The sequence below is a fragment of the Halorhabdus sp. CBA1104 genome (assembly GCF_009690625.1).
GTDB lineage: Archaea > Halobacteriota > Halobacteria > Halobacteriales > Haloarculaceae > Halorhabdus.
Map to the genome: position 1 here is coordinate 325,053 of NZ_CP033878.1, position 18,406 is coordinate 343,458.

Here is an 18,406-nt window from a genome sequence, read left to right on the forward strand (position 1 = left end):
CCCTTTGGGTAAGACGGACGCAGCGGGCCGCCCGCTCGTCTTACACACGATAACCGCCAGACAGCGGTCGGTGGCATCCGGTACGCCACTGTGTAAGACAAGTCCGTCTTACGCATTACCGTACCACAGAGTGGGGGAACATAAAGGTTTTGGCGGATGTAAGACGCCAAGGCGTAAACACCTAAAAAAGCGGCCCAGAGGTGTGTTTACGTGGCGTTTATTGGTCTAGTACGTCAGCAGCTGGCGTTCGCCGCCCACAGCTCGGACAGAATGCCCAGTCAGAGCGGAGCTCGTCGCCACAGTCACAGAAGATGCGACGTGAAGCCTTCTCCCCGCAGTTCGGGCAGTAGACGTGATCGCCCGAGACTGTCTCGCCACATTGGGAACAGGTCCGATTACCGGGCTGCTCGTCCGGCTCGACTACGGACGGTTCCTCGGTTGCGCGTTCGGGGGCCGTACTTGGAGATGGCGAGGACGCGACGGCCTCCTCCAGTGAGATGTTCACGTTGACGTCTTGTGGCTCGGGCTGTGGCCGCAACCGGCGGTCACGCCGCTCTTCGAGGACGGCATCGACGCGTTCCGCGATGAGTTCGTCGAGACTCTCCTCGGCGGTGGCCGAATCCGTCTGCGTAGGCTCGGTCGTCTCGCCGTCGAGGTAGGCTCGCAACGCCTCGCGCATGACCTCGCTCTTGGAGGCGTCGAACTCCTCCAGTCGGTCGACGAGGTCGTCGTCGGCGCGGAACGTGATTTTACTCATACAGCCTGTCTTACGGCTTGACAGCCAGCCTACTTCAATCTTCGTGACTGTCTGACGCACGTCAGCGGTTGTGTTGAGGACCGGCCGACGCCGGTCGGTTTTTCGCTCCGAATGATAACCGTTAAGTCTCCCACCGGGCCTACGTGTGAGTGTAACCGCCCTTAGCTCAGACTGGTAGAGCAGTCGACTGTAGATCGACTTGCCCCCCGTTCAAATCGGGGAGGGCGGACTTGGTTTCCTGCCGAAGTACGACAGACAGCTAATCGGCTGTTTGTTCGGGTTTCAGGCGCTAACTCGGCACTTCCGAGTTTGGCGAAATCGGCCCGATTTGGTGAGTTGAACGGGTCTCAAGTTGGGGGTCCGTGCCGTCTCCCGGATTTCGTAGCTGAAACCGGGGGTGGTGGGCGTGAGTAAGTCCGATCCGGAGACGGCCGACGCGGACGCCGAGATGGCGGTGCGGAATCGGTCGCAGTACGCGGACACGCTCCACCGCCCGGACCCGGATTCCGACGAGCCAGAACCAGCGTGTCCGGTCTGCTACGACGACAGGGCCGACTATACGCTGGTTCCGGTCAATGCCTACCGCCCGCACTACGACCTGTGCGGCTACCCGCAGTGCTTCGGGGGTGAGGACCGTTGACGGGCGCACAGACGACGCTGTTCCACTATGAAGAGGACTTGTCGGCCCTCACGCCGGCCGAGCGAGACGCCTACGAAGCCGTCGAGATCGAGGACTACGGCGTTCGTGAGTTCGCCCGCAAGACCGGGCGGAAACCCGGAACGGTCGGGAACCTACTGAGTCGAGCGCGCCAGAAGGTCGGAGGTGAGGAACATGCAGGTTCCTGAGTTCGTCCCCGCCTCGGACCTGTACGATGTTGAACGGGGCGAGCGAGTCCCTCACACCTGGCCTAAAGGCGAAGGGGGTGAGCCGTCGTGAAGACGGTCACGCTCGCGTATCACGAGTTTGACGCGAATCTTCTTTATTCTGACGACGGACTCGCGGCGTTCTTCGCGGCGGATTCCGCGGTCAAAGAGGGTCAAGGGTCACAATCCGCGAAATTCAGCGCCGAAGGTGAACAGTGGCGCGCCCGCCTGTCCTACCAGGATAGTAACATCGTTCACCCCGGCGAGACGACGCCTCTCGGCACTGAGTGGCGACTTGAGACCATGCGGGAGTACCGGATCAAAGTGTACCGTGATCCGCAAGAGGACCCGATCGGGCAACAGGAGTTCGTCGGCCATATCGCACCTCGGTGGCCGGGGATGCAAGGCGAGAAGTCGGACGGGAGCCGCGTCGAGATCCCCGTTCCTGAGGGATTCGGCGAGGGCATCAACGTCCGGGTGCAGGGCTCGAATATCGCCTTCGATCGCTACCCCGATCTCCTCGCCCGTGCGGGAGCCGCGCTCGGCATCGCCGGGCGATACTTCCGCGAGCCACACCCGATGACGAACATTCAGGACGCCGAGCGGTACGCTCGAATCCATCGGGACGCGAGCGGGCCCGTCCACGCGAGGGACGGCCCGATCGCCTCGATGGGCCACCTCCTCGAAGACGACCGGGCGGGCTACCGCAAAGTGGTACAGAACGATGACGACGAACACGGGCGAAACCTACCAGGGTACTATCACACGGTGACGCTCGGCGAGCGCCGTGTCCGTGAAGCGTTCCCCGATCACCGACTGCCCAAAGAGGTGAAGCACTATTACGCCCGGGAAGCCGAAGCGCTCGACGAGGACAACCCACTCGCCCATCCGAAGGTGGGTGCATCGCTCCAGGTGTCGCGCCTGGATGACGACGAGACGGTCCGCTGGCGTGACCTTGACCGCCTTGAGCGAGAGTTAGATCAAACTGTCCTGTCGGTGCTGGCAGATGCCGGGATCGACGTTGCGCCGAGCGGTGGCGGCCCGTTCTTCGAGGATGCGTATTTCACTCCGGAGGTAGACGAGAGCGGCCCGGACCCGGTGGGCCTGGATTTGACTCGCGTCCGACAGTCCCAGGAGAGTGTCGTTGTGCGACACCTCGCCGATGGACTCCGGCCGACACAGTGGGACGCCCTGGAGACGCTGGTAACAGACGGTGGCGAGGTCGCTCCGGCGGATATCGCCCATGACCATGACCGCCACGTTGAGAGCGTGCGCGCCGCTCTGCGGGACATGGAAGATTTGGTTCACAGGGAGTACGCGAATGTGTCCCTTCGGAGTGAGTACGTCGCCGAGCTTGTCCACGACGCGGTGGCCGAGGCACGCGAGTCGGTGAAGCGTGCGGCGGAGACGACGGCGAAGGCGATGGAAGCGGCGGAGCGGGGGATGGGCGAGACCATGAGCACGTTCATCGCCTGGGCCGCCCGGCACGGCGTCGACGTATCTGACGCCCGTGACGCCCGCCTGACGCTCCGTTTTGACGATCACACCGATGCGGGGCAGGCGATCCGTGAGGGGTTCCGCGTGTGGAAAGACGCCGGACTCCCCGAAGAGCGCTACCGCCAGGCGAAAGTACGCTTCGCCGACGGAAGCCGCGGTGACGCCTGGCGTTGGCTCACGCCTGGGTAGTAGGTAGCCGTCCGCGGGCCGGGAACGTCCCGGTTCGCGGGTAGTGGCAACGCTCGCTCACGTTGGTGATTTTGGCGACTTATACAAACCGGATTGTGCTCAACCAGCTGTGTATTACAACTCTACTTGTCTTTCTGGAACGCACCGAGTGGCGCGCCGGGACGATCGGCCCGAGAGAACCCAACCCCAGGGGTTCGGTTCTCGCTTAGGGGTGTGGCTAAGGCCACTTCTCCAAAACACACCGCCTGCGGTTGCGGAGATCAAGCCGAAACGGGCCCCTTGCGGGTCGCGCGAAATGATCTTGCATTCATTTCACCATTAAAGACTTGTATCGGTAACATCTCTATGTTGCTATGACAGAATTCTTCGGTCGCCAGTTCTCCAATATAGACAAAGCGCACCTTCGTGATCTACATAATCTTGAGATGGAAGGATGCGTATATACACAACTTTGGCGTGATGAAGTGGAAAAGTTTGGATTTTGTCGGATACGATTTGAACCAGATGAAATTGTGAAATATGTCGATTCTCTACATGGATACGATGAATTCCTAGGCTACGTTCATGATGGCTATGAGAAAGAAGAAGCTTTAGAGAAAATATCAGATGAACGTGTAAAATCCACAGCCAGGGAGTATGCAGAATGGGCTAAAGGAGAAGAGGAAGCCGCAAATCCATACTGTCCTGCTGCATTCTTTCTAGAACACTTAGAGGATCTTCTTTGTGGAGGAATGCCTGATAGATACGAGTTTATGCAAGAATCATATACTGGTGATCGGCGGTTCTTATTATCTGAGATATTTGAGGGATTCTCAAACTCTTTATCAATTCTTCAAGATAGAGACGGTGATCGCCCCGACTTTGAGCTTACTTGTGAAACAGATTTTCAGGATCTGCTCTACGCAATCATGAAGCCAATTTTTCCAGATGCAAGGCCTGAAGAATACACTCCTAAGCATGGGACAAATTCAAAGAGAATTGACTTTGTAATCCCTGAAATATCAACAGTAATTGAAGCGAAATATGTTCGAGATAGTAGTCACGCAAATAAGATACCTGAGGAATTAAAGGTCGATATCGAGAGCTATCATGCACATACAGATTGTCAGCGTATGTATGGGTTAGTATGGGATGCCGATTCCTATATTACAGATGTGGAAAACTTTGAGAAAGATCTAACAGGTCCTAGAACTATAGATGGAAATGAATTCCAAGTTGAAGTGAAGGTATTGCCCTGATTCACTACCCGCGCGTCATATATATCGTCTCCTCTCGCTGGTCATGCGGCCTACGTCCATCTCTTCGTACACCTGGAGGTCATGGTCATGGACAGCCGGCAATCGCCTCGCGGTCACTCAGTTAGTCCTTACACTTTGTCCACGGTGTCCCGGTGATCGCTGTCTTTCCATTCTCCCCACCAATCGCTAACCCAGGACTTGCCATCTCGGGCGAATTGGGCCGTCTTACCTGATATCCGTCTATTCTGTTTGCACCGGATGACTGTCCACGGCGCGACGCTGCAGGCGACCGATTCCAGCCCGAGCTTATCATCTCTGTCCGACCCCTGGGGTTCACACGTAGAGAAATACGCTCCTCTCGATATGCACACGAGTTGCTCGTGAGCGTGTGCATATTTGGCGGCTGCCGGGCCGGTCGGGGTGGGTGTCCGGTGTGATCTGGCCGTCATTTCGCAGAGGTATAAAAACGAGACTCCATTATGGAACCGTAGATATCCCAGATCTACGCCGTCGTGTGTACGAGGTCGACCCACGCGGATCTGGTCCGACAGCGAGCAGTCTTGATCTGAGAGAACGATCGACAGGAAGAAATCGGGGAGTAGTCTATTCGTCGTCTTCGAGCGCCTCGTCAAGAGCGTCCCGTACCTTCTCGAAGTGCTCGCCGATGCGGTCGGGCATCTCCTCAAGCTCGTCGTCGCTCACAGGTTGCTCCCGTTTTTGATGTCGTGCCATTGCTCGAACCTCTTGATGTATTGTTGGACGTTCTCACGTAAGTCGTCTTCGGCGTAATCGAACCCCTCGGTAGCCGGAATCGGGCCCGTGACGTCTTTCACGTCGACTTTCTCACCGTCTCGATAGATGTCCATGTGAAGCCCTTCGGCGGCGATATCGTGGCCGCCTTCTGCGTCTCGGTCATGGTCATACCGGACGACGGGTTTCCAGTCGCCACTGTGCCAGTATTCGAGTTGTACCATGAACCGGACGACTTCGCCCTGTTCGGTCGTGAAAGCGGTCCGGATCTGTACTTTCTCCGCGATACGATCCGGCGGCGGGGTGACTTCGTAGTCTTGCACAGTTGCTCACTTCTGTTCCAGTTGCAGTTCGTCGGTGTCAAGATCGCCTACGAGATACTGCTTCCCCTTCTCTGTGATCCGATAGATCCCTTCTTTCTCTTTTTCGACAAGACCCCCCTCTATGAGAACCGCGAGCCGTTCACTCACGTAGTGACGTGAATAGTTGGTATTGACAGCTAAAACCCGAGGAGAAAGTATCAAACCAGAATCTTCGAGGGTTTCAAGTAGACGGTCATCTGCCTGAGTCATCCACGAAACCCTCGGTCTGCGCATATCCAGAACTTGGGAGACGATTCCATATTTCCACCGGATGATTGTTGTTTATCGAACATTCGTTACTCTGCAGAATAACGTACGTTAGGATTTAAGTGAGAGGGTTACATCACGGACGAACTAAGAGCGACACACCCGGTCCTGCGAGAGTAGGGACGCAAGAGAAGGGTTGCCTGCCGGAATGCCAGTCGGCCGGGGTGTCGCTCTCAGGAGCGAGCCCGTATGAAACGATCATCCCCGCGACGAAAAGATACCCCGGTAGAATCGCCAGGTGGAACCGTTCTGACAACCACTTTCACTTTCACTCCGCGTGTGGATTCCCCCTTTTCCCTCGGGCGGATTCAGACCCGACCGCCAATGTCCGATGATGAGATGATGGCAACGGTCCGGATCGAAGACCGGACCGATCGATGGCGTTTCACCTGCCCGAATGGTCACCGCAGTTGGGAGCCCACCAATCACCACTTCTGGTGCGCGAAGTGTGCGCGCCAGGACGGCGTTGACGGCGCGTTTCACAACCTCCGCGATCGCCGCGACGGGGAACTCTTGCCCCGCAAGGAAGTGCGCCTGTTGACGCCGGTCGGTCCGTATGACTGTGACCTTGACCGGAGGGGTTCGGCGTGATCTGTCCCGAGTGCGAGAGCAACCGGGTGCGGCCCTCCGGAGGATGCCCGTACTGTCCTGAATGTGGCTGGTCCAAATGCGGGGGGAGTCGCGCGTGAGCGCCGACTTAGAGCCGCTGTCTCCCTCCAAGGCACTGGACCTGTATCTCGAGTCCCGCGACGACGCGGCGGAGCAAACCCTTGACGGGCAGAAGTACCGTCTGCGGGCGTTCGTCGCGTGGTGTGACGAGGAGGGGATCGCAAACCTGAACGAGCTGTCCGGCCGGGACCTGTACGCCTATCGCGTGTGGCGTCGTGAGGGCGGCTATTCGGGTGACGAGTTGAAGACGGTGACACTCCGGGGCGACATGGCGACGCTCCGGGCGTTCCTCCGGTTCTGCGGAGAGGTTGACGCCGTTCGTGAGGAGTTGTTTGATCAGGTTCCACTCCCCCGGATGGACGGGTCCCAGGACGTGAGCGATAGCACGCTCGACCCGGACCGTGCCGTCGAGATCGTGGATTACCTGGAACGGTACGAGTACGCGAGTCGTCGCCACGTCATCGTACTGCTACTGTGGCACACTGGGTGCCGGGTCGGAGCGCTCCGGTCGCTCGACCTCGGCGACGTGGACTTAGAGGGCCAGCGCCCCAGAGCCGACGGACCGGCGGTTCACTTCGTCCACCGCCCGGAGAAGGGGACCCCGCTCAAGAACGGAGAGAAAAGCGAGCGGTGGAACGCGATTAGCGGCCACGTTGCTCAGGTTCTTGACGATTACATTCAGGGTCCGCGGGAGGGTGTCACCGACGAGTATGGGCGCGCCCCGCTCGTGACGACCCGGAACGGCCGGGTCTCAGTGTCCGCTTGTCGAGATACCTTGTACCGGGTTTCACGCCCGTGTTGGCGTGGTGAGGGTTGCCCCCATGACCGTGACCCGACGGAGTGCGAGGCCGCCCACTACTCGCAAATGAGTACGTGCCCGTCGGCCCGCTCTCCCCACGACGTCCGGAGCGGTCGAGTGACGGCGCACAGACTCGCTGACGAGGATCGTTCTCTCGTATCCGATCGGATGGACGCGAGTGAGGACATCCTGGATAAGCACTACGACCGGCGGAGCAAGCGACAGAAAGCGGAGCAACGACGGAGGTTCTTCGAGCTATGAGTTCAACGAAATTCAAGTCACACGGAGAGGAGTACCGCGCGGAAGATACCTCAGTACGGGGAGGGCGGACTTTTGCTGGGACCACGTGAGCAGTCGAAAGTCCATCTTGAGCCGATTTGAACACGCCAGTCGCAGCCTCCCACAGCGACCGGAGAGGGCAAGCAGGAACGTCTGCCGTCTGTTCAACTCGGACACAACACGACGCGATTCGGACGAACTCAGCGACAATAGGCGTCCAGCGGATTCTCGTGGACGATCGTGTCGATGGCCGCGTCCGGGACGTTTGCGGCCCGGAGCTTCGGTAGGAACTTCTCGACGATGTAGGTGTACGGGTCGACTTCGCCGCCGTCGGGTTGGCTGGGGTCGTAGTAGCCTCGGTCCTGGCTCAGTAAGATATTGTCAGTGTATCCGCGCTCAGTCATGTATTCGACGAGATCGATGTACGTTTGATCGTCTTGATCGTGGCCACCGATCCAGTCGTATTCGACGAACGCGCCGCGCTTGGCCGCCCGCTCGTGATAGTCCAGATTTTCCTCGGCGCGGGCGTGGATCCAGATGAACCGCGAGGGGTCGTAGCCTTCCTCCGCGATGATGTCGAGTTGCTGGTGGGCGACGTTACCGTGCAGTGTGTGGCTGCCGATGACAGCGCCCGTTTCGGCACCGGCTCGCGCCGCGGCACGGAGAATCTTCTCTTCGTCGTCTGAGAGGCCCTCGGGATCGTCGTCGTCGGTACTCACCTTGATCCAGGCCGCCCGCACGCCCGTGTCCTCGATCTCGTTGGTCAACTCATCGAGCATCCACTCGGTGAGTTCCGCGACGCCCATCTCTCGGGCCCACTGGGGAATGCTCGTCTCCTGGTAGATCCCCGTCGGCACGACCACGGGGAAGTCTGTCGCCTCTGAGACAGCGAGATCGATGTCGACCCGACGGCCGACGCCTTCGGGCGTACACTCGACGAGGGCGTCGATCCCCGCCTCCTTGGCGCGCTCGATCTCCGGGCCGATGAGTTCGATCACCGCCTCGGGGTCGGTGTCTTTCCAGTTCTCTGCTTCCATCGGCCCGAGGTCGGCGAAGATGTGTTCGTGAGGGACTAACAGACCGATCTCGTCTCGATCGATGGTTCCCTGTGTCGTGCTGAGTTTTCCCATGGACGCTCTCTCGGATGCAGTTGAAAAGTACGTTTTCATCATCTCTTTGAACGAAGCCGGATTCAGCGATGCTGGGTGGCAGCTCCCGCTCTCAGTTCTCCCGGCTTTTTAAAACCGCTCACATCGACAGACTGCGGTCGAATTGTCAGTGTGAACAATAGCACTCTTTTTTCCGTGTCTCGGTTCACAGTTCAGGCGTGGTAACGATGGGTGTCTTCGACCGCGGCAGGTTCAACTTGGGGTCTGAGGATGCTGAGACGCTTCCCTATCTCTGTCTCTCCTGTGAGACGCCGCTGCCCGTCCAGTATCACTCCTGCCCGGAGTGTGGGAGCTACGACGTGCGGCGCGCGAAGTGGGTCGACGATCACTGACGGCGATCCGGTCGGCACTCCTCGGGGAACCTGTCTCGCGATCTCGGTCGCTCGCTGTCGGCGGATCGACCGTCGAGAGCGGATGCTCTACGTATTGGGAGTCCGCTTGCCCGATATCCACTCTCGCTGGCGAGCCACGACCCCTGGCCGGTGGGTCGCCAGATTCTTGGTCTCGCTGTCGGAACGCCCAGCATGCGATTTCCGAGCGAAATCGTCGTCGATCGTTTCTTGCCGACGGCCAGGGCCATGCTCGCTGGCGAATTGTCCGCGCACGGACTCACCCAACAGGAGATCGCCGATCACCTCGGCGTGACTCAGGCCGCCGTCAGCAAGTACGTCGGTGGCGACGTTGCGGTCGAGTCCCGATTTAGTGAGGACCCGCGAATGCAGTCGACCATCGACGAGATCGCCGCCGGCTTCGCGGACGGGTCGATGGACGCCTACGACGCGCTGGGTGAATTGTTGGACGTGATCCGGGCCTTCGAGGATCGGGGACCGATCTGTGAGATTCACGAGGAGGCGGTCCCGGCACTGGCCGGCCTGGGTTGTGACCTGTGCCTGCGCGGCCACGACGAAGCGGTCGCCGACGAGCGGGCAGTCCTTTCGACGGTCCGCTCGGCCACACGGCTGTTGGCTGACGAGACGGCGATGGTCGCGTCGGTACCAAACGTCGGGACGAACGTGGGCATGGCCCTGCCCGACGCCGAGGACGAGCGAGACGTGGCGGCCGTACCGGGTCGAGTCCACGCGATGCGCGGCCGGATCAACGTCCCTGCGAACCCGGAGTTCGGTGGCTCTCAACACGTCGCCCGGACAATCCTGGCGGCGATGGCCGTCGATCCGTCCAAGCGCGGGGCGTTGAACCTCGCGACCGACGAATCGCTCATCGGGGCCGCACGGGATCGTGGCATCGACCCCCTTCAGTTCGACGCCGGCTACGAGAACCGCCGCGAGCGCCTCGAAGCCGCGTTCCGTGATCGTGACGCGGTGCCAGCAGTCGTCTATCACGAGGGGGCGTTCGGGATCGAGCCGATCACCTATGTGCTCGGGACGGATGCCCTCGAAGCCACGCAGCTGGCGATCGAGCTGGTCGGCGCTGGGAAAGCCTAACCGATGGGACCCGGCCGTCACTGGTGATTCCTTTCGTGGATGTCCCGCTCGCGACGGCCCCTCAGCGGTCGATGTGGACCGGGATCCACCACACCCGCGACCGCCCACCCACTTTCTTGCTCGTGATATCCGTCGACGCTTCGAGGTCGTGCAGTTTGTTCAGTGCCGTCCGACGAGAACACCCAAGCGCCTCGGCCACCTCGCTTGCGGTCAGTGGCTCGGCGTAGTCGTCCCGGTCTTTGAACACCGCTGTTACGTCCTCGACGGCGTACTCCGTTTCGCGGCCTGATCCACTCATACGGTCCGATAGGACGGCCGCCTACTTAATTTCTCACGTAGGAACTGTCCGTCTGGACAGATGTCTACCGGTCTCAGCCGACCGCATCACTGGGTCGCCACGGTCTTGACCGCCTCGAGACGCTTGTGACTCCTCCTGTTCACAACGGCGGCATGTGCGATGCGGGCGACGGATAGTCCAGAGAGAATCGGAGCGACGGAGGTATCGACCCGGCCGAAACGACTAGAACGCTCTCTCACGGTTTCCCCTCCTTGGGCCATCTGGCGGTGGCTACGGAGCGCTGACAGCCACGACGGGAGACGAAAACAGGGGGCGAGCCCGAACACTCACAGTCCTCGACAGAGTACCTCAGCGAAACACATGGATCGTCGTCGCGGTCTCGTCATCGTCGTCACTGTGTTCGGTCTAATCGCCCTGACGCTGGCTGCAGCGACGCTGACGGATCCGACAGTCAACACCGGTGGTGGGGGGAATTCGGTTTCAGCGGTAACGGGACGGGCGGATTGTTCTCGGGGGCGGACAACCAATCGTCGGTCGATGTCGTCGTTCCGCCGGGTGTCCTGCCAGTGTTTCAGGTCTTGGCCGTTGCATTGACCCTGCTCGCGGTCGTCGTCGCCTTTCGAACGTTCTCCTGGAGTGACCTCGCCCGCGTCATACTCGCGGTGATAGCTGTGCTGTTCGGCTGGCTGTTGGTGACGTTGCTGGAGTTGCTTGCCGGCTCTTTTGAGCGGAGTGGCGGAGTACGGCCGGCCGGCATTTGTTTTCCTGGCTGCCCTGGCGGTCTTCTTCGTCCCCAGTCTGGGCGAGCAACTGTCGACCAGTCATCTGGCGGTCATCGTCATCGGGCAATCGTTCTGTTCCGGGCCGCCCCGGCCATCGGGCTGGCTGGCCCCAACTCGTCGGCACACTGCTGCTGTTGTTGATCGGTGCCGGGTTCATCATCTCCTCACTTCGTCTTTGATCGGTCCTGACGTGTCGGCGGTGACTTCGACACTTTTTCTACGGTACCGCCGGACGGTCAGACAGTGTTAACGGGTGTCAATCGGTGAGACGAAACCGCCAGCGCGTCCTCGTCGGTGTGACAGTCATTTTGGCCGTGCTTGCGACTGTTATCGTTGCGGCGGCGGTCGTTCCGACCCAGACCGCAGAGCGTCAACCTGGTAACGGGTCGGGTGGCGTATCCCTCGACCAGCCGTCTCAGGAGCCCAACGAGTTCGACATCACGGTCGATATCCCGCCACTGGTTCGGCCCATCGCCGTGGCGCTGCTTGTCGGGTTCACCGCCGTTGGGCTGTTCGTGCGGATACAGACCCTTACGCTCAAGGGCGTCGTGACATCGCTTTTGGCGGCTGGGGTCGTTTTTGCCGTCCTCCAACTCATCGACCTCTCGTTGCGCTTTCCGGGGTCGGGCCGCCAGCCCCAGAACGTCACGAATGGCACTGGTCCGGGCGGGTCGGGATCGGTCAATCCCGTCGCTCCGGGCGTCGATGTGCCGATCGTGGCGCTGGGGGGGATCGCGGTCGTTCTCCTCGGGGCAGTGGCACTGCTGGTCCTCTCTAGTGGGCGGTCGGAGTCGACCGAAGCGGCGTCCGTCGACGACCAGGCGTCGGTCGATGAGCTGGACGCCGTCGGATCGGCTGCCGGCCGGGCGGCGTCGCGCTTGGCAGCCGGTGTCGATTCGACGAATGCCATCTATCGTGCTTGGGCTGAGATGGCCGACGCCCTCGCAGTGTCGGAGCCGGAAACGACGACCCCGGGCGAGTTCGCGGAGGCGGCGATCCAGGCTGGCATGGATCCCGACGACGTGCAGGAACTCACACGTCTCTTCGAGGCCGTCCGATACGGTAACGTGCCGCCCTCGCCCGATCGGGTCGAGCGCGCCGAGGATGCGCTCCGACGGATCGAAGCCGCGTACGCTACGCCAGAGAGGTCTGGCCAGCGGACGAGTCCCGACGAGACTGGCCCACAGGAGGAGCGACGATGACCGGGCAGCGAGACATGCTATCTGACGCCGCCGAAGCACCCACCGTAGCGAGTGACGACGAAACCGAACAGCGTATCGAGTCGCTTCTCTCTCCGGTGATCGGTGCGATCGGGACTCTCCTCGTCGGCGTTGGGTTAGTCGTCGTCTGGAATCCGTCGCTCGTCGAGATCTCGATCGAATACCTGGCCGTCTACGTGATCTCGGTGGTCGCGGTCATCGCGGGCATCTGGTACAGCTATCGCCGGATCGTCTCCTCGGTGTCGGAATCGACGCCTCCGACTGTCGAAGCCCGCTCGACGACGTCGGTTCCGGGGTCGACGTTCGATCGGCTCCTTGGCGGGCCATTTCCGACACAGGCCGATCGAATCAAGGCCCGCCGGCGCGTTTCGAAACGCCTCCGGCGGGTGACGACCGACGTCCTCGATTCGACCAGTGCCGATCGTGCTGTGGGCTCGATCGAGGCGGCCCTCGCCGACGGGACCTGGAGCGACGACCCGGTGGCCGGGGACTTTTTCGCCGAACAGACCGGCGATCGCACTCTGCGTGACCGTCTCGAGACCGTCCGTCTCGCTCCACACAATCCCTTTGTTCTCGGCGTCGAGCGAGTCGTCGGGGACTTGGCGGACCGCTACCTGCCCGAGCGAACGACAGACGGGTTCGACTCCCCCGAGACGGCCCCACACACGCGGCGCCCTTCGACGTTCGGTACCGTTCGCTCGACGGGGCGGTGGCGCGGGTTGGGTGCTGTCGCGTTGCTCGCGATTGGGCTCGGAGCCGGCCTGGGCAAGCCGGGATTGTTGCTGGTTGCCGGGCCGTTGTTGCTCGTCGTCGGCTACGCGGCCATGGATGTCGAGCCTCCACAATCGATCACTGTCGAGCGGACGATCGAACCGACCGATCCCGACCCCGGCCAACGCGTTCAGGTCCGCGTTACCGTTCACAACGATTCCGGGCGGTGGGTCCCGGATCTCCGGATCGTCGATGGCGTCCCGGCCGGGATGACCGTCGTCGAGGGCTCACCACGACACGGCACCGTCTTGCGTCCGGGGGCCTCCACGTGGTTCGAGTACTCAGTGCAGGCTGCGCGTGGCCCGCATACCTTCGAGTCGCCCTATACGATCACGCACAACCTCTCGGGCTCGATCGAACGCACGTTTCGGACGGCGACCGAGGGCGATCGAACCGTCACCTACGGGCTCCGGCCGGATTTCGAGGCGACGGTTCCGCTCCGCCAACAGGCTTCGAGTCACGTCGGTCGCGTCCTGACAGACGTCGGTGGGAGTGGGCTCGAGTTCCATTCCGTTCGGGAGTATCGTGCCGGTGATCCCCTTTCGCGCATCGACTGGAACCGGGCCGCCCAAGGACAGGGACTCGCGACGCTGCAGTTCCGCGAGGAACGCTCGGCGACGGTCGTGTTGCTGATCGATACGCGCGCCGCCGCCTACGTCGCTCCCGACGAGCAAGCGCCATCCGCCGTCGATCGGAGTGTTCAGGCGGCCGCGAAAGTGTTTCGGGCCTTGCTGAATGCCGACGACCGGGTTGGATTGGCTGCCCTGTCTCCCCGGGGGTGTTGGCTGTCCCCGGGCGCCGGGCACGTCCACTGGGCACGGGCAGAGACGGTACTCACCGATGACCCGGCGTTTTCGACCCAGCCACCGACCCAGGCGTTTCACCCACACGTCCGGCTGCCGAAACTCCGCAAGCGCCTCCCCGCTGACGCTCAGATCGTCATGTTCTCGCCCCTCTGTGACGAGGAGAGTACCGCGGTCGCACGCCAGTTACAGGCCCAGGGCTATCCGATGACAGTGATCAGCCCGGATCCGACGAGCGACGGGACCGCCGGCCAGACCGTCGGGCGCATCGAACGAACGCTTCGCCTTTCGACCCTCCGGAAGACGGATGCCCGCGTCGTCGACTGGCAGCCAGCGGAGCCACTGCCACTGGCGTTTGACCGTGCCCAACGGCGGTGGTCGCGATGAGTCGAGCCGCTGGGCCCTCGCGGTTCGGCGTGGCGATGACACTCCTGCCAGCCGTGGTCTGTCTGGTATCGATATCGGGCAACGGCGCGGGCTTCGTCCTCGCTATCGCCGGGACGCTCGGAGCCCTCGTGGGGGTCGAACGCGGGCGTCGACTCGTCCTCGGTGTCGGTGTAGCCGGACTCTTCGCTTCGGTTCTGGTCGCTGGCGTCGCGGGCTATGACCCCACACTCGTTGCCGTCGCCGGAAGTGGCGCCGTGTTGACGTGGGATATCGCCGAGCACGCGATCGGCATTGCCAGACAACTGGGTACCGGCCCCGACCGCCGTCGCCTCTTGCTTGCACACACTGTCGGGAGTACGATCGTGGCTGTTGGCGCACTCGCGGTCGTCCTGGTCGGCTTTTCCGTGACACCGCGGGACTTGCCACTGGTTGCGGTCGTGTTACTACTCGCTGGATTGCTCGCGCTCGTTCCGGCACTCAAAATCGGGAGATAGGCGAGTGCGGTCGCCTCCGCCCAGACGACGCGGCTCTCTTGGCGTGTTCTCAGACCGTCGGGACGGGGGTGTCTTCGAGGACGTAATCGACGACGGCGGATTTGGCGATGTCGTCGACGCGTGCGTCGGGGGTCAATACGATGCGATGAGCGAGTGCCGGCTGGGCGACGCGTTTGACGTCGTCCGGCGTGACGTATTCCCGGCCGACCAGGGCCGCCCGCGCCCGGCTCATCTCCAGTAGCCGCTGACTCCCACGCGGGGAGACACCGACCTCGACGTGGCGGTGGTCACGCGTCGCTCGCGTGATCTGGACCATGTACCCCAGCAGGTCTGGTTCGACGCGAACGGACTCGGGAGCCGCCCGAAGCGCCTGGACTTGTGCGGGGTCGAGGACCGTCTCGACGGACGGACTCTGTTGGTCACGATCGAGACGCCGCTGGAGGAGTTCTCTCTCGCCGTCTGCCTCTGGGTAGCCCATCGTCGTCTTGATCGCGAAGCGATCGACCTGTGCTTCGGGCAACTCGAAGGTCCCCTCCATATCGACGGGGTTCTGGGTCGCGATCACGAAAAACGGCTCCGGGAGCTCGTGGGTTTCGCCGTCGACGGTTACTTGGCCTTCTTCCATGGCTTCTAGCAGTGCGCTCTGCGTTTTCGGCGGTGCGCGGTTGATCTCGTCGGCAAGGACAACGTGGGCAAAGATCGGGCCGTCGCTGAACTCGAAGGTCCGGTCGCGCTCGTTGTAGACGTGGGTACCGGTGACGTCGGCTGGGAGCAGATCCGGTGTGAACTGGATGCGTGAAAACGAGACGCCAAGCGTTTCGGCGAGCATCCTGGCAGTCAGTGTCTTGCCCGTTCCGGGGACGTCTTCGAGCAGGACGTGGCCGCGCCCGAGCACGCCAACGAGGACTGTTTCGAGAAACTCGCGGTCGGTGATCACTGCCGATTCGATCTCGTCGAGAAGTCTATTGCAGGTCTTACTCGCCTCGGAAACGTCCATGTCCCGGCTCTCTGTTGGGCGTAACTTAGTGATATCGGGACCGAACTGGGATCGAAACGGATAAACACGACAGCAGTGTACCCGACATTGTTGCCGAGGTAGCCTAGCCTGGCCAAGGCGCCTGCCTCGAGAGCAGGTGTCCTCTCGGACTCGAGAGTTCAAATCTCTCCCTCGGCGCTTCTACTTCCGAACGGACGTGAGGAAGTTGTACAACGCGGGAGTTTGAACGTTGCAAGACGCGCGCAGCGAAGCGAGCACGTCTTGCTGGAGTTCAAATCTCCCCCTCGGCGCTCTCTGAACTCGCCCCGTGAGCAGAGTGCTCGCTCTCGTCGTCTGATTCCTGTGTCGCGGTGATGTGAGATTTGAACCAGCGAATCGAGCACAGCGAGAGTCACGCTGTGCAACTCTCTTGGCACTTTTTGGCGACGAACGACGGCCACCGCGAGCCGGCCTTCCGTTACGCCAGCAGGAACAGGATGAAGCTGAGTGCCATCACTGCGAGGATGAACGCCCCCGCCATCGCACCACCCAGCGAGACGACCGCGTTCGCGGTGCTGGCCAGTGTTTCGGTTCGGTCGTTACCAAAGACCGTTACTTCGGCCTGTTCGCTCTCCATCCCGGCCTCGACCGGTTCGAGATCGTCGATGGCCTCGGCGACGAGGTTGTCAATCAATTCGAGTACCTTCGCTTTCTCGATCGCGTCGCCGACCTGGTTTTCGGCCTCGACAGTGTTGACGATGTGTGTGTCCGACGTCATCACTTCAAGGAGATCCACCGAGTCGATCGTCTCGACGATCTCCTCACGCAGCCCGGGCTCCATGTTGTTCCCGTCGATCAGGACGTAGGCCGTCGTCTGTCCGTCGACGTCGATGACCGCGACGCGAGCGCCGAGTGGACCGATCCCGTCTTGGGGTTCCCAGGGGGTTTCGTCCCAGGCTGTGCCAAGCCGGAGCGGCCCCTGGTCGGCGGCTGCGAGCCGTTCGCCCAGCCGATCGGCCCCGTGGATCAACTCGAAGGAGCGCTCGCCGCCGGGGACGACGTGGCCAAGGTTGGGGCCTTCGAGACCGTTGTTGCAGTTGTGGGCGTCGGCGAGCATCACGTCTTCGAGGTGGCCGGCTCGCGCTTCCGCCCGGGCGGACAGGCCCACCGCGTACTCGATGTCGTCGGCGAAAGCGGGCGAGAACGTGACCGTTGTAAAGGCATCGTCACCGAACGCATGCCCGGTCAGCGTGGCTTCCCCTTCCTGGAGGCGCTGGCCCTGGGTCGCCGTCTCGCTGTATTCGATCCGATCGTGGGCTGTTGTCGCCGCTTCCAGAATCGAGTCGACTTCCCCCTCGGTGACGAGGTTGAAGTCGTGACCGGCGGTTGCGTGTGGCGGAAAGCCCAGACCGTCGGCCTCGTTCGCGATTCGCTCTGGGAGGTTCCCGCCACCGATATCACCCATTGGCCCAGGGTGAATCATCGGGAGGACGAACCGCGCTTTCTCGTCTCCATCGGGCCGACGGAACGAAAGTACCGTCACCGGGACGAGCGCGTCTTCTCCGATTTCCTCGAAGAAGCTTTCGAGTTCCTGGGATCCCTCCGCGATATGGCCGATAAACCCCTGCAAGAAATCCAGCGCGCTGACGCCCAGGCTTCGCCGCCAGGGCTGATCGATAACCACGAGGAACAGCCACACGGCGAACCCATAGAACCCACAGAGCAGCCCAAGTAGCACGAAGTCACTGGGGAGGACGACCAGCAGCTCCGGGGGTGCCTGCTCCGGCCGTGAGAGGAACGACCTGGCGAGCGGGCCACCGACTTCGAGATAGCGCATCGTCCCGCTGTAGACGAACAACAGAGCGGCCGCCACGACGGTCTGGATGCTGGCAGGAACCATCGCCACCAGGAGGCGGTGGCGCGAGACCGCCATGACGATCAACAGGCGCACGGCGAAGACCGCCGCTAGCGCGAACAGCAGCGCGTCGAAGACGAAGATCTGTCCTAGCGGAGTCAGGACGGTCGCGATGCTCGCGGCCGTCAAAATGGCTATCACGAGCAACTCACAGCCGAGGGCGAGCAGTGACGCCCGATTGGGCGTCAGTTGGCCACCGAACGCCCGATCGATGTAGGGCGTAAAGACGCCGGCGGCCAGCGTCGGAAGTCCGATGTAGAACACTCCTTCCCAGGCGTTTTCGAGGAGGTATCGCGAATCGAAGGCCGCGAGTCCAGCGATGGCGGCCAGTAGCAGCGCGAAGCTGATACTCGAGTACCACCGCGGCGCGCGAAAGATATAGCGGGAGAGCTGGGCGAGATCACCCTGCGTTGCCGTCATTGCTACGAGTGGGATGCCCGATCCGCTTAAAAGTATCTACCCGTGTACGCCACTTGTG

The 18,406-nt window shown here is 61.7% G+C and carries 18 protein-coding genes and 2 tRNA genes; 13 read left to right on the forward strand and 7 right to left on the reverse strand.

Annotation, left to right across the window (positions count from 1 at the left end):
* Positions 1–217 precede the first annotated feature (217 nt).
* Entirely contained in the window at positions 218–757 is a 540-nt protein-coding gene (locus Hrd1104_RS01760) for a zinc ribbon domain-containing protein (RefSeq protein ID WP_154551135.1), read from the reverse strand.
* A 155-nt stretch (positions 758–912) separates the two neighbouring features.
* Here Hrd1104_RS01760 and Hrd1104_RS01765 point away from each other — a divergent pair.
* The 5 genes from Hrd1104_RS01765 (at position 913) to Hrd1104_RS01785 (ending at position 4,545) form a co-directional block, all read left to right on the forward strand.
* Positions 913–986: transfer RNA gene (locus Hrd1104_RS01765), tRNA-Tyr, on the forward strand.
* Positions 987–1,163: 177 nt separating this feature from the next.
* The gene (locus Hrd1104_RS01770; protein ID WP_229770509.1) at positions 1,164–1,397 is read left to right on the forward strand and encodes a hypothetical protein; all 234 of its coding nucleotides are present in this window, start codon (positions 1,164–1,166) and stop codon (positions 1,395–1,397) included.
* Entirely contained in the window at positions 1,394–1,603 is a 210-nt protein-coding gene (locus Hrd1104_RS01775; protein WP_154551136.1) for an RNA polymerase sigma factor, read from the forward strand. The genes Hrd1104_RS01770 and Hrd1104_RS01775 overlap by 4 nt, the downstream gene beginning before the upstream one ends.
* Positions 1,604–1,690: 87 nt before the next feature.
* Positions 1,691–3,307: a MarR family transcriptional regulator gene (locus Hrd1104_RS01780; RefSeq protein ID WP_154551137.1), complete on the forward strand. Its 1,617-nt coding sequence runs from the start codon at positions 1,691–1,693 to the stop codon at positions 3,305–3,307.
* 353 nt (positions 3,308–3,660) lie between these two features.
* Positions 3,661–4,545 (forward strand): hypothetical protein, encoded by an 885-nt coding sequence (locus Hrd1104_RS01785; protein ID WP_154551138.1) that lies wholly within the window; start codon positions 3,661–3,663, stop codon positions 4,543–4,545.
* 698 nt (positions 4,546–5,243) lie between these two features.
* Here the strand turns inward: Hrd1104_RS01785 and Hrd1104_RS01790 are convergent.
* Both Hrd1104_RS01790 and Hrd1104_RS01795 read right to left on the reverse strand, forming a co-directional pair.
* A complete protein-coding gene (locus Hrd1104_RS01790) occupies positions 5,244–5,618 on the reverse strand; it encodes a hypothetical protein (protein WP_154551139.1) in 375 nt (124 codons plus the stop codon).
* A gap of 6 nt (positions 5,619–5,624) precedes the next feature.
* Positions 5,625–5,867, reverse strand: a complete 243-nt coding sequence (locus Hrd1104_RS01795) for a MarR family transcriptional regulator (protein ID WP_154551140.1) — start codon at positions 5,865–5,867, stop codon at positions 5,625–5,627.
* Between the two features lie 381 nt (positions 5,868–6,248).
* Here Hrd1104_RS01795 and Hrd1104_RS01800 point away from each other — a divergent pair, with 381 nt between their 5' ends.
* A complete protein-coding gene (locus Hrd1104_RS01800; protein ID WP_154551141.1) occupies positions 6,249–6,515 on the forward strand; it encodes a hypothetical protein in 267 nt (88 codons plus the stop codon).
* A gap of 94 nt (positions 6,516–6,609) precedes the next feature.
* Complete coding sequence (locus tag Hrd1104_RS01805; RefSeq protein ID WP_154551142.1) at positions 6,610–7,653, forward strand: site-specific integrase; 1,044 nt, start codon at positions 6,610–6,612, stop codon at positions 7,651–7,653.
* A 218-nt stretch (positions 7,654–7,871) separates the two neighbouring features.
* Here the strand turns inward: Hrd1104_RS01805 and Hrd1104_RS01810 are convergent, their stop codons facing one another.
* Entirely contained in the window at positions 7,872–8,801 is a 930-nt protein-coding gene (locus Hrd1104_RS01810; RefSeq protein WP_229770510.1) for a phosphotriesterase, read from the reverse strand.
* 206 nt (positions 8,802–9,007) lie between these two features.
* Here Hrd1104_RS01810 and Hrd1104_RS01815 point away from each other — a divergent pair, with 206 nt between their 5' ends.
* On the forward strand, positions 9,008–9,172 hold the full coding sequence (locus tag Hrd1104_RS01815; protein ID WP_229770583.1) for a hydrogenase maturation nickel metallochaperone HypA: 165 nt from the start codon (positions 9,008–9,010) through the stop codon (positions 9,170–9,172).
* Between the two features lie 192 nt (positions 9,173–9,364).
* Entirely contained in the window at positions 9,365–10,282 is a 918-nt protein-coding gene (locus Hrd1104_RS01820; protein ID WP_154551145.1) for a thiamine-phosphate synthase family protein, read from the forward strand.
* Between the two features lie 61 nt (positions 10,283–10,343).
* Here Hrd1104_RS01820 and Hrd1104_RS01825 read toward each other — a convergent pair whose 3' ends face one another.
* On the reverse strand, positions 10,344–10,580 hold the full coding sequence (locus tag Hrd1104_RS01825) for an HTH domain-containing protein (protein ID WP_154551146.1): 237 nt from the start codon (positions 10,578–10,580) through the stop codon (positions 10,344–10,346).
* A 1,045-nt stretch (positions 10,581–11,625) separates the two neighbouring features.
* Between Hrd1104_RS01825 and Hrd1104_RS01830 the strand changes: the two genes are divergently transcribed.
* Genes Hrd1104_RS01830 through Hrd1104_RS01840 form a run of 3 tightly spaced genes read left to right on the forward strand, consistent with a single transcriptional unit; the run spans position 11,626 to position 15,037 of the window.
* On the forward strand, positions 11,626–12,564 hold the full coding sequence (locus Hrd1104_RS01830; RefSeq protein WP_154551147.1) for a DUF4129 domain-containing protein: 939 nt from the start codon (positions 11,626–11,628) through the stop codon (positions 12,562–12,564).
* Complete coding sequence (locus Hrd1104_RS01835) at positions 12,561–14,543, forward strand: DUF58 domain-containing protein (protein WP_199268299.1); 1,983 nt, start codon at positions 12,561–12,563, stop codon at positions 14,541–14,543. The genes Hrd1104_RS01830 and Hrd1104_RS01835 overlap by 4 nt, the downstream gene beginning before the upstream one ends.
* Complete coding sequence (locus Hrd1104_RS01840) at positions 14,540–15,037, forward strand: hypothetical protein (RefSeq protein WP_154551148.1); 498 nt, start codon at positions 14,540–14,542, stop codon at positions 15,035–15,037. The genes Hrd1104_RS01835 and Hrd1104_RS01840 overlap by 4 nt, the downstream gene beginning before the upstream one ends.
* 49 nt (positions 15,038–15,086) lie before the next feature.
* On the opposite strand, the gene Hrd1104_RS01845 is transcribed toward Hrd1104_RS01840, so the two are convergent.
* The gene (locus tag Hrd1104_RS01845; RefSeq protein ID WP_154551149.1) at positions 15,087–16,034 is read right to left on the reverse strand and encodes a MoxR family ATPase; all 948 of its coding nucleotides are present in this window, start codon (positions 16,032–16,034) and stop codon (positions 15,087–15,089) included.
* A gap of 92 nt (positions 16,035–16,126) precedes the next feature.
* On the opposite strand from Hrd1104_RS01845, the gene Hrd1104_RS01850 reads away from it, so the two are divergent.
* A tRNA-Ser gene (locus Hrd1104_RS01850) sits at positions 16,127–16,211 on the forward strand.
* Positions 16,212–16,491: 280 nt separating this feature from the next.
* On the opposite strand, the gene Hrd1104_RS01855 is transcribed toward Hrd1104_RS01850, so the two are convergent.
* The gene (locus tag Hrd1104_RS01855) at positions 16,492–18,348 is read right to left on the reverse strand and encodes a DUF2070 family protein (RefSeq protein ID WP_154551150.1); all 1,857 of its coding nucleotides are present in this window, start codon (positions 18,346–18,348) and stop codon (positions 16,492–16,494) included.
* Positions 18,349–18,406 lie beyond the last annotated feature (58 nt).

Bases quoted from the DNA above. Each gene is read 5' to 3' on its own strand.
- Hrd1104_RS01855 (WP_154551150.1), bottom strand. From the start codon at position 18,348: ATGACGGCAACGCAGGGTGATCTCGCCCAGCTCTCCCGCTATATCTTT.
- Hrd1104_RS01840 (WP_154551148.1), top strand. From the start codon at position 14,540: ATGAGTCGAGCCGCTGGGCCCTCGCGGTTCGGCGTGGCGATGACACTC.
- Hrd1104_RS01785 (WP_154551138.1), top strand. From the start codon at position 3,661: ATGACAGAATTCTTCGGTCGCCAGTTCTCCAATATAGACAAAGCGCAC.
- Hrd1104_RS01820 (WP_154551145.1), top strand. From the start codon at position 9,365: ATGCGATTTCCGAGCGAAATCGTCGTCGATCGTTTCTTGCCGACGGCC.
- Hrd1104_RS01760 (WP_154551135.1), bottom strand. From the start codon at position 757: ATGAGTAAAATCACGTTCCGCGCCGACGACGACCTCGTCGACCGACTG.
- Hrd1104_RS01800 (WP_154551141.1), top strand. From the start codon at position 6,249: ATGTCCGATGATGAGATGATGGCAACGGTCCGGATCGAAGACCGGACC.
- Hrd1104_RS01825 (WP_154551146.1), bottom strand. From the start codon at position 10,580: ATGAGTGGATCAGGCCGCGAAACGGAGTACGCCGTCGAGGACGTAACA.
- Hrd1104_RS01810 (WP_229770510.1), bottom strand. From the start codon at position 8,801: ATGGGAAAACTCAGCACGACACAGGGAACCATCGATCGAGACGAGATC.
- Hrd1104_RS01815 (WP_229770583.1), top strand. From the start codon at position 9,008: ATGGGTGTCTTCGACCGCGGCAGGTTCAACTTGGGGTCTGAGGATGCT.
- Hrd1104_RS01845 (WP_154551149.1), bottom strand. From the start codon at position 16,034: ATGGACGTTTCCGAGGCGAGTAAGACCTGCAATAGACTTCTCGACGAG.
- Hrd1104_RS01795 (WP_154551140.1), bottom strand. From the start codon at position 5,867: ATGACTCAGGCAGATGACCGTCTACTTGAAACCCTCGAAGATTCTGGT.
- Hrd1104_RS01835 (WP_199268299.1), top strand. From the start codon at position 12,561: ATGACCGGGCAGCGAGACATGCTATCTGACGCCGCCGAAGCACCCACC.